12 protein-coding genes are annotated in these 12,919 nt (G+C 61.8%); 5 read left to right on the top strand and 7 right to left on the bottom strand.

What is annotated here, in order from left to right:
* Positions 1-122: 122 nt before the first annotated feature.
* The 3 genes from JFU58_RS17385 to ercA all read right to left on the bottom strand — a co-directional run bounded on the left by JFU58_RS17385 (position 123) and on the right by ercA (position 4,198).
* The gene (locus JFU58_RS17385; protein ID WP_201141365.1) at positions 123-1,601 is read right to left on the bottom strand and encodes a DASS family sodium-coupled anion symporter; all 1,479 of its coding nucleotides are present in this window, start codon (positions 1,599-1,601) and stop codon (positions 123-125) included.
* Positions 1,602-1,680: 79 nt separating this feature from the next.
* The gene (locus JFU58_RS17380) at positions 1,681-3,051 is read right to left on the bottom strand and encodes an ATP-binding response regulator (protein ID WP_201141363.1); all 1,371 of its coding nucleotides are present in this window, start codon (positions 3,049-3,051) and stop codon (positions 1,681-1,683) included.
* On the bottom strand, positions 3,035-4,198 hold the full coding sequence (ercA, locus tag JFU58_RS17375; protein WP_093207928.1) for an alcohol dehydrogenase-like regulatory protein ErcA: 1,164 nt from the start codon (positions 4,196-4,198) through the stop codon (positions 3,035-3,037). The genes JFU58_RS17380 and ercA overlap by 17 nt, the downstream gene beginning before the upstream one ends.
* 237 nt (positions 4,199-4,435) lie before the next feature.
* Here ercA and JFU58_RS17370 point away from each other — a divergent pair, with 237 nt between their 5' ends.
* Positions 4,436-5,101 carry a response regulator transcription factor gene (locus JFU58_RS17370; protein WP_063028558.1) on the top strand — a complete coding sequence of 222 codons (666 nt, stop codon included), beginning with the start codon at positions 4,436-4,438 and terminating at the stop codon, positions 5,099-5,101.
* 12 nt (positions 5,102-5,113) lie between these two features.
* Here JFU58_RS17370 and JFU58_RS17365 read toward each other — a convergent pair whose 3' ends face one another.
* Genes JFU58_RS17365 through JFU58_RS17355 form a run of 3 tightly spaced genes read right to left on the bottom strand, consistent with a single transcriptional unit; the run spans position 5,114 to position 7,571 of the window.
* Positions 5,114-5,929: a sulfite exporter TauE/SafE family protein gene (locus JFU58_RS17365; RefSeq protein ID WP_201141361.1), complete on the bottom strand. Its 816-nt coding sequence runs from the start codon at positions 5,927-5,929 to the stop codon at positions 5,114-5,116.
* A gap of 9 nt (positions 5,930-5,938) precedes the next feature.
* A complete protein-coding gene (locus JFU58_RS17360) occupies positions 5,939-7,183 on the bottom strand; it encodes an FAD/NAD(P)-binding oxidoreductase (protein WP_201141359.1) in 1,245 nt (414 codons plus the stop codon).
* A 52-nt stretch (positions 7,184-7,235) separates the two neighbouring features.
* Positions 7,236-7,571 carry an ArsR/SmtB family transcription factor gene (locus JFU58_RS17355; protein WP_010166774.1) on the bottom strand — a complete coding sequence of 112 codons (336 nt, stop codon included), beginning with the start codon at positions 7,569-7,571 and terminating at the stop codon, positions 7,236-7,238.
* A gap of 86 nt (positions 7,572-7,657) precedes the next feature.
* Here JFU58_RS17355 and JFU58_RS17350 point away from each other — a divergent pair, with 86 nt between their 5' ends.
* The gene (locus JFU58_RS17350; protein WP_201141357.1) at positions 7,658-8,521 is read left to right on the top strand and encodes an MBL fold metallo-hydrolase; all 864 of its coding nucleotides are present in this window, start codon (positions 7,658-7,660) and stop codon (positions 8,519-8,521) included.
* 136 nt (positions 8,522-8,657) lie between these two features.
* On the opposite strand, the gene bkdR is transcribed toward JFU58_RS17350, so the two are convergent.
* Complete coding sequence (gene bkdR / locus JFU58_RS17345) at positions 8,658-9,143, bottom strand: Bkd operon transcriptional regulator BkdR (RefSeq protein WP_003212855.1); 486 nt, start codon at positions 9,141-9,143, stop codon at positions 8,658-8,660.
* A gap of 195 nt (positions 9,144-9,338) precedes the next feature.
* Here bkdR and JFU58_RS17340 point away from each other — a divergent pair, with 195 nt between their 5' ends.
* From JFU58_RS17340 to JFU58_RS17330, 3 genes are read left to right on the top strand one after another with little or no spacing between them, the layout of a single operon-like run.
* The gene (locus JFU58_RS17340) at positions 9,339-10,574 is read left to right on the top strand and encodes a 3-methyl-2-oxobutanoate dehydrogenase (2-methylpropanoyl-transferring) subunit alpha (protein ID WP_063028550.1); all 1,236 of its coding nucleotides are present in this window, start codon (positions 9,339-9,341) and stop codon (positions 10,572-10,574) included.
* A 1-nt stretch (position 10,575) separates the two neighbouring features.
* Positions 10,576-11,634: an alpha-ketoacid dehydrogenase subunit beta gene (locus JFU58_RS17335; protein ID WP_003212859.1), complete on the top strand. Its 1,059-nt coding sequence runs from the start codon at positions 10,576-10,578 to the stop codon at positions 11,632-11,634.
* Complete coding sequence (locus tag JFU58_RS17330) at positions 11,635-12,918, top strand: dihydrolipoamide acetyltransferase family protein (RefSeq protein ID WP_201141355.1); 1,284 nt, start codon at positions 11,635-11,637, stop codon at positions 12,916-12,918.
* The last annotated feature ends 1 nt before the right edge of the window (position 12,919 follow it).

Below are 12,919 nucleotides of genomic sequence, written 5' to 3'. Positions count from 1 at the left end.
TGCTCTTGCTTTTGATCTTGATCTGACTGCCCCAATAAGCCCGAGGCCGAACGCAGGCAGTGCGGAGCGGGTAAACCGGCAGGACGCCGTTACCTAAATAACGGATATGTACACCTACCCCCTCAAACCCACCCCAACCAACTCCAATACGTAGCCGCAAACACCAACATCAACCCATACCCCACCAGCGTCACCAAAATCCCCACCTTGGCAAACTGCCGCGCGGTAAACGTCCCGGTCCCCAAACACACCATGTTCTGCGGCGCATTGATGGGCAGGATAAACCCGTAGCTCATCACAAACCCCAGCAACATCGTCATCCCCAGCCGACTGAACTCCCCGGGCAGCGTCTGCAACACCGCAATCAAAATCGGCAACAACGCCGAGGTCAACGCCGTGGCACTGGCAAACCCCAAATGAATCACAATCAAAAACGCCCCCAGAATCGCAAACACCCCCAGCGGCCCCACCTGATCCAACCCGGTATGCGCCACCACCTGCGCACCCAGCCACTGCCCCGCCTGGGTCGTCAGCAACGCCGTACCCAGGCTGATACCCACCCCGAACACAATCACCGTGCCCCACGGAATCCGCGACTGCACATCCTTCCAGGTCATCACCCCAATCCCCGGCATCAGCAAAAACACCAACCCAGCGTACGTCGTCGAAGTCGTATCAAAGCTGTGCAGTCGTCCCTCGGTGGCCCACGCCAGCAAGAGCAATACCGACACCGTCAGCAACCGCTTCTGCGGCCCCGTCATCGGCCCGATATCCACCAGCGATTGCGCCACCGCCTCCTTGCCCCCGGGAATGCTGTCACTCTCCGGCGGCAGCAGCTTCAACACCAAAAACAACAACACCGCCGACATGATCACTGCCCACGGCGCCCCGGCGATCAGCCAGTCGATCCACGACACCCGCTGCCCCAGCATCTTGTCCATGAAGCCAACCGTCAGCAGGTTCTGCGCCGCCGCCGTCTGAATCCCGACGTTCCAGATGCTCGTGCCCTGAGCCACGACGATCATGATCCCGGCCGCGATATTCGAACGCTTGTCCACGCCGAACGCCGCAACCACCCCCATCATGATCGGCACCACACACGCACTGCGCGCCGTCGCGCTGGGCACCACCAGGCTGAGGAGGATGGTCACGGCAATTGCCCCGACGAGAATTCCCCGCGTGCTGGTCCCCACGCGCGTCAGGGTGACCAATGCGATGCGCCGGTCCAGGCCGGTATGGATCATGGCTGCCGCGATAAACAACGCACCCGCCACCAGTGCCAATGCCGGGTTGGAAAACCCCGTCAACGCCATGCTGATGGCTGGGCTGGAGCCGATCAGGTGCGTGGGGTCTTGCAGCGACGGCGCAGTACCGAGCAAAAAAGCCATCAATGAGGTGATCATGATCGCGCTAGCCTCATAAGAGACCGCTTCGGTGATCCACACCACCACCGCAAACGCGAGGATCGCCAGCATCCGGTGCCCGGCCACCGGCAAGTCGGCCGGCAACGGCAACAGCAACACGCCGACCATCACCAGCACGCCGGCCACCAGGCCCAGGGGCAACTTGAATGAAGCAGCAGTTGTTGCAGGGGCACTCATGGGGTTCTCCGTCGGCCTTTAAATCAGGCCCACAGCATGAGGCAAAGCGTCACGCCCGGTGTTGACGGGTATCAAGTGGCTAGGCCAATAGCTGGGTCAACACCGCCCGCAACTTGCCGGGTTTGACCGGCTTGTTGAGCAATGGCGCATCCAGCCGCTGCAAGGCACGGCGGCATTGGTCGGTGCGGTCGGCGGTAATAATCACTGCCGGAATCCTGCGGCCAAAATGCTCGCGCAACTGGTGCACCACCTCACTGCCCACCACGCCATGGTCCAGGTGATAGTCCGCGAGAATCAGCTCCGGTGCCCTGCCCTGCAACGCAACCATTGCGCCTGCCTGATCGGTCGCAGTGACCACCTCGCAGCCCCACTGCCCAAGCAGCGCGCTCATGCTGTCGAGGATGCTGACTTCGTTGTCCAGCACCAGCAGGCGGCGCCCCGGCAGCGGGTTGCCGGTGCTCGGTTGCGCGGCCACCACGCTGATGGGCAGCGGCATGTCCTCGCTGATGGGGACTTCGATGCTGAACATCGAACCGCGCCCCGGCCACGAACGCACCGCCACCGGATAACCGAGGACCTCGGCGATACGCTCGACAATCGCCAACCCCAGTCCCACGCCCTTGCGGTCGGCGGCGCGGCCTACGTCCAGTTGATTGAACTCCAGGAAGATGGCGTCCAGACGGTCCGCCGCAATTCCGCGCCCGGTGTCCCACACCTCCAGGCGCAACCGCTCACCCCGGCGGCGGGCGCCCAGCAGGATGGTACCCGCGCTCGTGTAGCGGCAGGCGTTGCTGAGGAAGTTGCGCAGGATCCGCGTCACCAGCCGCAGGTCGGTGTTGATTGCGTAACGACCTGTATGCGCCCTCAGGTTCAGCCCGGACGCCGCGGCCATCGACTGGAATTCCGAGACCAGCGGTGCGAACAGTTCGTCGAGACGGTACAGGGCGATGTCCGGCTTGACCGCCGCTTGATCGAGCCGCGAAATATCCAGCAAGTCGGTGAGCAAATCCTCGGCGCCTTCCAGGGCCTGGTGGGTGCGCTCCACCAACACGTGTTCGACGCTGGGCAAGTTGCGCTCACGCAGGGTGGAGATCAGCAAGCGCGCGGCGTTGAGGGGTTGCAGCAGGTCATGACTGGCGGCGGCAAGGTATTTGTCCTTGCTGCGGTTGGCGGCCTGGGCGGCATCCCGGGCATCGCGCAGGTCCTGTTCGATCTTCTCGCGCTGGGCGATTTGCTGTTGCAGGTTGCGGTTGGCTTCCAGCAACTCGTCGGTACGCGCCGCGACCCGCTGCTCCAATTCGTCGTTGAGGCGGATGTAGCGATTGCGCTCGGCTTCCAGCTCGTCGAGGCGCGCGGTCAGTTCGGGGTAATGACTCTTGCGCGCCGAGTGGTTGCCCAGCCCCAGCAGCCCCGCGAGTGCCCGTTGCTGATCGTCAGAGAGCTTCGCCATAGACGACCTCGACGTCACGCTGGCTGGATTCACGCGGGTTGGTGAGGATGCACGGGTCGTGCATGGCGTGCTGCGACAGAAAGGGAATGTCCGCCACTCGAATCCCATGCAGGCCGAGGGTTTCATGGAAGCCGATCGCATGCTTCAAGGCGATCAAATGGTCCACCAGCCGGCCGCAGATTTGCCGGTGGTTGAGGCCCCGGCAATCAATGCCGAAGGTCTCGGCAATCACCTTGAAACGCTCCGGTGCCGCGCTGTAGTTGAACGCCACCACATGTTCCACCAGCACCGCGTTGCACAGGCCATGGGGCAGGTCGAGAAAGCCTCCAAGGCTGTGGGACATGGCATGCACGGCGCCGAGGATCGCGTTGGAAAACGCCAGCCCGGCCTGCATGCTGCCCAGCATGATTTTCTCCCGCAGGGCGATGTCGCCGGGGTTGGCGATCATCTGCACCAGGTTGCCATTGATCAGACGCATGGCTTCCAGCGCGTGGGGATCGGTCAGCGGGCCGTGGCCGGTGGACACGAAGGCCTCGATGGCATGCACCAGCGCATCGATGCCGGTACAGGCCGAGAGAAACGGGTCCATGCTCGCCGTGGTTTCCGGGTCGATCAGTGAGACATCGGGCACCACCGCCTTGCTGACGATGGAGAACTTCATGCGCTCCTGCTGGTTGGAAATGATCACGAACTGCGAGACATCCGCCGAGGAGCCAGCGGTCGTCGGGATCAGGATCAGCGGCGGGCTCGGCACGCGGATAGTGTCGACGCCTTCGAATTCGAGGATGCTGCAGCCATGGGCGACCACGATGCCGATGGCCTTGCCGCAGTCCATCGGGCTGCCGCCACCGACGGCGACGATCACGTCGCAATGGTTTTCACGGTAGACCTCGGCGCCGAGCATCACTTCTTCAACCCGGGGGTTCGGCGAAACGGCGGTGTACAGGCAGTAGTCGATGCCGATGGCTTGCAGGCTGGCCTCGACATCGGCCACCCAGCCGACAGCAACCACGCCGGGATCGCTGACCACCAGCACCTTGCGCGCGCCAAAGGTCTTGGCATAGTTGCCTACGTTGTGCCGGCAGCCGGCGCCAAAGATGATTTCAGGGGAAACGAATTTACGCAGGAGACTCAGGTTCGGGCTCATTGGTAAGCCTGTTTTTATTATTCTGGAAGATGCACTCCACACTAACCCATCCGGCACTGAATGCAATCAGACCAATGGGTGGCGCTGAAACCGCGACGTACGGCACGATCTACTACTTTGGTACTGATTCCCCTCTCTATCGTCGCATTCCCAAGGGATCGAGACTGGCATGTAATGGGCGCATGCCCCTATGGATCGGACCTGCTTGAATAAGCAAAAATAATAAGGCGAACGTCCATGTACAAAATTCTGATAGCCGATGATCACCCACTGTTTCGCGAAGCGATCCACAACGTCATCAGCGACGGGTTCCCGGGCAGCGAAGTGATGGAAACCGGCGACCTGGACAGCGCCCTGGCCCTGAGCCAGGAGCACGACGACCTGGATCTGATCCTGCTGGACCTGAACATGCCGGGCATGCACGGCCTCAATGGCCTGATCAACCTGCGCAACGAGTCGCCGACGATTCCGGTGGTGATCGTGTCTGCCGAGCAGGACAAGCAGGTCGTGCTGCAAGCCATCACCTATGGCGCGGTGGGGTTTATCACCAAGTCCTCGCCCAGGCTGCAGATGACCGAAGCGATCCAACAGATTCTCAACGGCAATGTGTATTTGCCGCCGGAGATTATTCGCAGCCAGAAAATCGGCGGGCAACGGCGCATGAATGATTGCCTGGGGCTTGCGCCGGAGCTGCTGCAAGCCCTGACCCGCAAGCAATTGCTGGTGCTGGAACGGATGACCAAGGGCGACTCGAACAAGCAAATTGCCTATAGCCTGGAGATTGCCGAGACCACCGTGAAGGCCCATGTCTCGGCGATCCTGCGCAAGTTGAACGTGCACAATCGGGTGCAGGCGATTCTCAGCGCCGGGGACATCGACTTCGGTGCCTACCTGCGGCGCTGATACCCGTGCATTTCAAGGCACCTGCATGAGGGCCCGAAACAGCATGCCCGCCGCCACCAGTACACACAGGGTGGCAAAACCCACCTGCAAGGTGCGCGCGTTGATCACCGAGCACAGGCGCCGCCCCGCCAACATGCCGACAATGCTCGAACCGATAAACACCCAGCCCATCGGCTCGATACTGACCCCTGCATGAAACGCGCCGATCACACCGATCAACGAGATCAGGCTGATCACCATCAGCGAGGTAGCGACAATGCCGCGCATCTGCACATCGGTCAGTTGCTTGAACGCCGGCACGATCAGGAAGCCACCGCCCACCCCGAGCAAGCCCGAGACCGCACCGGTCACTGCCCCCAGGGCCGCCAGGGTGGCAGTGCACTTGGCGGTCCAGGAAAAACGCCCGGTCTGTTGATCAAGCATGCAGTTCTTCTGGCCCCACGACGCGGTGCCATGGTCGCTCGGCCCGGCCTCAAGCTTCTCCCGTTGCAGCATGCGCCAGGCCACCAGCACCATCAGCGCACTGAACAGGCCCATCAGGACTTTCTCAGACATCTGATGGGCGAAGAACACCCCCAGCGGCGAAAACAGTGCGCCGAGCAGCGCAATCAGCAGCGCCGCGCGGTAACGCACCAGGCCATGGCGCAAGCCATCGATAGCCCCCACGGCAGCGGCGGCGCCCACCGCGAACAACGACACGGGTGCGGCCTGGGTCATGGTCAAACCCAGCCCCAACACCAGCGCCGGGACGCCAAGGATGCCGCCCCCGGCGCCGGTCAGGCCCATGACCAACCCCATCAACACGCCCAGAAAACTTGCCAGCAGCATAGGGTTGCCTCAATCCACCTTGGCCAGACGGGTCAGCCACTCGCGGCCCTTGAGCATGCCGTTCCAGTAGAACCACGGCAGGAAACTCGCCTTGAGGAACCACGCCGAACGCCGCGCCACAGTCGGGTCGAGGGGGAAAGTCGGCAGAAGCTTGCCGCCATAGCCGAATTCGGCCAGTACCACCTTGCCCTTCTCCACCGTCAGCGGGCAGGAGCCATAGCCGTCGTACTTGAGGGGCAGCGGCGCCTGTTTGCGCAGGGCTAGCAGGTTTTCCGCGACCACCACGATTTGCTTGCGCACGGCCGCTGCGGTCTTGGCGTTGGTGGTGGAGCACACATCGCCGAGGCCGAAGATGTGCGGGTAGCGCAGGTGTTGCAGGCTATGGGGATTCACTTCGCACCAGCCGGCGGCATCAGCCAAGGGGCTGTTGCGGATAAAGTCCGGGGCGACCTGCGGTGGGACGACGTGCAGCAGGTCGAAGGTTTTCTCTTCGACGCGCACATTGCCTTCGGCGTCCTTGATCTCGAACCAGGCCTTGCGCGCGGGGCCGTCGACCTTGATCAGGTTGGAGTTGAACGCCAGTTGTGCGGCGTACTTTTCAACGTACTTCATCAGCGGCGGGACGAAGGTGGCCACGCCAAACAAGGCGGCACCGGCCAGGTTGAATTCGACCTTGATGTTTTTCAGGTCACCCTGCCGGAGCCAGTGATCGCATGACAGGTACATGGCTTTTTGCGGGGCGCCGGCACATTTGATCGGCATGGTCGGCTGGGTGAACAGCGCCTTGCCATTTTTGAGTTGCTGCACCAGCTGCCAGGTGTAGGCGGCGTGCTCGTAGCTGTAGTTGGACGTTACGCCATGCTGGCCAAGGGTCTCTGGCAAACCTTCGATTTTTTCCCAGGCCAGGCGCAGGCCCGGGCACACAATCAGGTTTTTCCAGGTCACTCGCTGGGCGCTGTCGAGCACCAGGGTGTGCTCGTCGGGCAGTAATTCGCTGACGGCCGCCTGGATCCAGGTGACGCCGTTGGGCAGCACGTCGGCCATGGGGCGCACGGTCTTTTTGACGTCATAGGCGCCGCCGCCCACCAGGGTCCAGGCCGGCTGGTAGTAGTGGTGGTCGCTGGGCTCGATCAGGATGATATTCAGGTGCGGGTCGCGCTTGAGCAGGCTGGCCAGCAGGCCGATGCCTGCCGAGCCGCCACCGATGACAACGATATCGCCACTGATGGTAGGTCCCCAGTGTTGGTCGTTCATGATCTATGGCCTTTCTTTTAAAAGTGCACACAAGGGTCGTTGCCGTACGGCGTCACGCCCAGCTTTTTATCACTGCGCCGCAATACAGCCCGGACAGCGTCTTCATCACTTGAATCACTTCGTGGCTGGCCAGCCCGTAGAAAATGTATTTGCCTTCCCGACGGGTGGCCACCAACCCTTCGTCCCGCAGGATGCCCAACTGTTGAGACAGCGTTGGTTGACGCACACCGGTCATGGTTTCCAGCTCGCCAACGTTGCGCTCGCCCTGGGTCAACTGGCAGAGAATCAACAGCCGGTCTTCATTGGCCAGGGCCTTGAGCAAGGCGCAGGCCTTGGACGCGGAGGCACGCAATTGCGCGACTTCGCCTTCACTCAGGTTCGATTCCATTTGCGTGTGGCTCTCTCTGTCACTTAAGCTCAAAACATTATGTGTAAACGTAAAGTGATTGTAACTACTTATTTGGGACAACCGTCATGCCAGCGTTGATTCAATCCTTTCTGGACGAGGCGTCGTCGACCTACACCTACGTCGTCTATGAAACGGACGGTGGCCCGTGCGCCATCGTTGATTCGGTGCTCAATTACGACCCGGCCTCCGGACGCACCGGTACCGACCAGGCGGACAAGGTGGTCGCGTTTGTGCGCGAGCATGGCTTACAGGTGCAGTGGTTGCTCGAAACCCATGCCCATGCGGATCACTTGTCGGCGGCGCCGTATTTGCGTCGGCAGCTGGGGGGCAAGATCGCGATTGGCGAGTCCATCAGCAAGGTACAGGGGGTGTTCAAGAACCTGTTCAACCTGGAACCGGAGTTTCGGGTGGACGGGTCGCAGTTCGACCACCTGTTTGCGCCGGATGAGGTGTTTCACATCGGCAACCTGAAGGCCCAGGCGCTGCATGTGCCGGGGCATACACCGGCGGACATGGCTTACCTGATCGATGACCAGTTGATTCTGGTGGGCGACACGCTGTTCATGCCGGATGTGGGCACGGCGCGCTGCGATTTCCCCGGTGGCGATGCGCGCCAGTTATACGCGTCGATGCGCAAGTTGTTGGCGTTCCCGCCGCTGACCCGGTTGTACGTGTGCCATGACTATCCGCCTGAAGGACGCGCCGCCAAGTGCCTGACCACAGTGGCTGAACAGCGGGCAGGCAATATTCATGTGCATGACGGGGTGGATGAGGCGGCGTTTGTCGAGATGCGCACCACTCGGGATGCCGGGTTGGGCATGCCGACGCTGTTGTTGCCGGCGATTCAGGTGAATGTGCGGGCCGGGGTGATGCCGCCGGCCGAAGCCAACGGTGTGGTGTATCTGAAGATTCCGCTCAACCAGCTTTGAAATGCACTGCCAATTGGGGGAGCTGGCTTGCCTACGATAGCGGTGTGTCAGACAGCGCATCTGGTGACTGATACTCCGCCATCGCGGGCAAGCCCGGCTCCCACAGTTGAGCTGTGTTGTTTATGAACAGGGTGTATTAACCGAGATTGATGCCGTTGGCCGGTAGTGGCAGTGCGGTCTTGTAGCGCACTTGCTTGAGGGCAAAACTGGAGCGGATGTTGGCGACACCCGGGACCTTGGTCAAAAAGTCCATCATGAAGCGCTCCAGGGACTGGATGGTCGGCACCAGCACCCGAATCAAATAGTCGGGGTCGCCGGCCATCAGGTAGCACTCCATCACTTCTGGGCGATCCGAAATCGCCCCTTCGAATTGCTGCAATGCCAATTCGTTCTGCTTTTCCAGGCTGACGTGGATGAACACATTGACGTGCAGCCCCAGCAGGTCGGCGTCCAGCAGCGTCACCTGGTCGCGAATCAGCCCCAGTTCTTCCATCGCCTTGACCCGGTTGAAACACGGCGTGGGCGACAGGTTGACCGAGCGGGCCAGGTCGGCGTTGGTGATGCGGGCGTTCTCCTGAAGGGCGTTCAGAATGCCGATATCGATACGGTCCAGTTTGCGCATGAGACAAAACCACCTGTTTATTATGTTTATGCAGTTTTTTTATCCCCAAATGATCTCCAACGCAACGAAACAGAGATAAATATTCTCCTGAGCCGAGCCTATGATTGTTGTAGGACAAGATTTCTCCTATCCGGAGACGGATTGTCAGCTACCGCGCCCACTACAAGAAATTCACAAGATAGAGCGTAGAAAGCCATGACTCAGCAGTATGAACCACTGCGCCTGCACGTCCCTGAACCCTCAGGCCGCCCAGGCTGCAAAACCGACTTTACCTACCTGCGCCTGACTGACGCAGGCACGGTGCGCAAACCCCCAATTGACGTAGAACCCGCCGACACCGCCGACCTGGCCAAAGGCCTGATTCGCGTGCTCGACGATCAGGGCCAGGCCCTCGGCCCGTGGGCTGAAGGTGTGCCAGTCGAAATTCTGCGCAAGGGCATGCGTGCCATGCTCAAGACCCGGATCTTCGACAACCGCATGGTGGTCGCCCAGCGCCAGAAGAAGATGTCGTTCTACATGCAAAGCCTCGGCGAAGAAGCCATCGGCAGCGCCCAGGCCCTGGCCTTGAACATCGACGACATGTGCTTCCCCACCTACCGCCAGCAAAGCATCCTGATGGCCCGGGAAGTGCCGCTGGTGGACCTGATCTGCCAGCTGCTGTCCAACGAGCGCGACCCGCTCAAGGGCCGCCAGTTGCCGATCATGTACTCGGTGAAAGACTTCGGCTTCTTCACGATTTCCGGCAACCTCGCCACCCAATTCGTACAAGGCGTGGGCTGGGGCATGGCCTCGGCGATCAAGGGCGATACCAAGATTGCCTCAGCCTGGATCGGCGACGGCGCCACCGCTGAATCCGACTTCCACACCGCACTCACCTTCGCCCACGTGTACCGGGCGCCCGTCATCCTGAACGTAGTGAATAACCAGTGGGCGATCTCCACCTTCCAGGCCATCGCCGGCGGTGAAGCCACGACCTTTGCCGGACGCGGCGTAGGTTGCGGCATCGCCTCCCTGCGGGTGGACGGCAATGACTTTGTCGCGGTGTACGCCGCCTCCGCCTGGGCCGCCGAACGCGCCCGCCGCAACCTGGGGCCAACCCTGATCGAGTGGGTGACCTACCGTGCCGGCCCGCACTCCACTTCCGATGACCCGTCCAAATACCGTCCCGCCGACGACTGGAGCCACTTCCCGCTGGGCGACCCGATTGCCCGCCTCAAGCAGCACCTGATCAAGATTGGTCAGTGGTCCGAAGAGGAACACGCGACGGTGAGTGCCGAGCTTGAAGCGGAAGTGATCAAAGCCCAGAAAGAAGCCGAACAGTACGGCACCCTGGCCGGTGGCCAGATTCCAAGCGCCGCGACCATGTTCGAAGACGTTTATAAAGAGATGCCGGAGCACTTGAAGCGCCAGCGTCAAGAGTTGGGGATCTGACATGAACGATCACAACAACAATATCGAGCTGGAAACCGCCATGACCACCACGACCATGACCATGATCCAGGCCTTGCGCTCGGCCATGGATGTGATGCTTGAGCGCGACGACAATGTGGTGGTGTTCGGCCAGGACGTCGGTTACTTCGGCGGCGTGTTCCGTTGCACCGAAGGCTTGCAGAACAAGTACGGCACCTCGCGGGTGTTTGACGCACCGATCTCCGAAAGCGGGATCGTCGGCGTGGCGGTCGGCATGGGCGCCTATGGCCTGCGGCCGGTGGCCGAGATTCAGTTTGCCGATTATGTATACCCCGCCACCGACCAGATCATTTCCGAAGCGGCCCGCCTGCGTTACCGCTCGGCCGGCCAGTTCACTGCCCCACTGACCATGCGCATGCCGTGCGGCGGCGGCATCTACGGCGGCCAGACCCACAGCCAGAGTATTGAAGCGGTGTTCACCCAGGTCTGCGGCCTGCGCACGGTGATGCCGTCCAACCCTTACGACGCCAAGGGCCTGCTGATCGCTTCCATCGAAAACGATGACCCGGTGATCTTCCTCGAACCCAAGCGCCTGTATAACGGCCCGTTCGACGGCCACCACGACCGTCCGGTAACCCCGTGGTCGAAGCACCCGCAAGCGCAAGTGCCGGACGGTTACTACACCGTGCCGCTGGACGTGGCCGCCATCGCCCGCCCGGGCAAGGACGTGACCATCCTTACCTACGGCACCACCGTGTATGTGTCGCAAGTCGCCGCTGAAGAAACCGGCATCGATGCTGAAGTCATCGACCTGCGCAGCCTGTGGCCGCTGGACCTGGAAACCATCGTCAACTCCGTGAAGAAAACCCGTCGCTGCGTGATCGTTCACGAAGCCACCCGTACCTGCGGGTTCGGTGCCGAGCTGGTGGCGCTGGTGCAGGAGCATTGCTTCCACTACCTGGAAGCGCCGATCGAGCGCGTCACCGGTTGGGACACCCCCTACCCGCACGCGCAAGAGTGGGCGTATTTCCCTGGCCCGACCCGAGTGGGCGCGGCTTTGCATCGGGTTATGGAGGTCTGAATGGGCACGCACGTTATCAAGATGCCGGACATTGGCGAAGGCATCGCAGAAGTTGAATTGTCGGTATGGCACGTCAAGGTCGGCGACCTGGTGGTAGAAGACCAAGTGCTGGCGGACGTGATGACCGACAAGGCCATGGTGGACATTCCCTCGCCGGTGCACGGCAAGGTGATTTCCCTCGGCGGCGAGCCGGGCGAAGTCATGGCGGTGGGCAGTATTTTGATCAGTATCGAAGTGGAAGGCGCGGGCAATACCAGGGAGTCGGCGTTGTCGGCGGTGGTTGAAGAGGTCGCGCCAGCACCGGCTCCTGCACCGAAAGTCGAAGCCAGGGCCGCGCCGGTGGTTGAAACCAAACCGGCAGCCAAGCATGCGGTGGCGGCTGCGCAAGCGCCCGTGGCCCGCGAGGCCGATGACCGCCCGCTGGCCTCCCCGGCCGTGCGCAAACATGCGCTGGATGCTGGCATCCAGCTACGACTGGTCCAGGGCTCAGGCCCGGCCGGCCGGATTCTGCATGAAGATCTGGACGCTTACTTGCTCCAGGGTCCGGCGCAAAATTCCGGTGCCTCCAACCCGTACGCCGAACGCAACGACGAGCAACAAATCCCGGTGATCGGCATGCGCCGCAAGATCGCCCAGCGCATGCAGGACGCCACCCGGCGCGCCGCGCATTTCAGCTACGTGGAGGAGATCGACGTCACGGCCCTCGACGAGTTGCGCGTGCACCTCAACGAGAAACACGGCGCCACCCGCGGCAAGCTGACCCTGCTGCCGTTCCTGGTGCGGGCCATGGTCGTCGCATTGCGCGACTACCCGCAGATCAACGCGCGTTATGACGACGAAGCCCAGGTCATCACCCGCCTCGGCGCAGTGCATGTGGGCGTCGCCACCCAGAGCGATGTCGGCCTGATGGTCCCGGTGGTGCGTCACGCCGAAGCCCGCAACCTGTGGGGCACGGCGGAAGAAATCAATCGTCTGGCGAATGCGGCGCGCAATGGCAAGGCCAGTCGCGATGAGCTGTCGGGTTCGAGCATTACCCTGACCAGCCTGGGCGCATTGGGCGGGATCGTCAGCACCCCGGTGCTGAACCTGCCCGAAGTGGCCATCGTCGGCGTCAACCGCATCGTCGAGCGGCCGATGGTGATCAAGGGCCAGATCGTGATCCGCAAGATGATGAACCTCTCCAGCTCCTTCGATCACCGGGTGGTCGATGGCATGGACGCGGCGCAATTCATCCAGGCCATTCGTGGCCTGCTCGAACAACCCGCCAGCCTGTTCCTGGAGTAAC

Source organism: Pseudomonas sp. TH34, assembly GCF_016650865.1.
Lineage (GTDB): Bacteria > Pseudomonadota > Gammaproteobacteria > Pseudomonadales > Pseudomonadaceae > Aquipseudomonas > Aquipseudomonas yamanorum.
The sequence above is the reverse complement of the archived record's forward strand: the minus strand, read 5'-3'. Positions and strand labels throughout refer to the sequence as shown.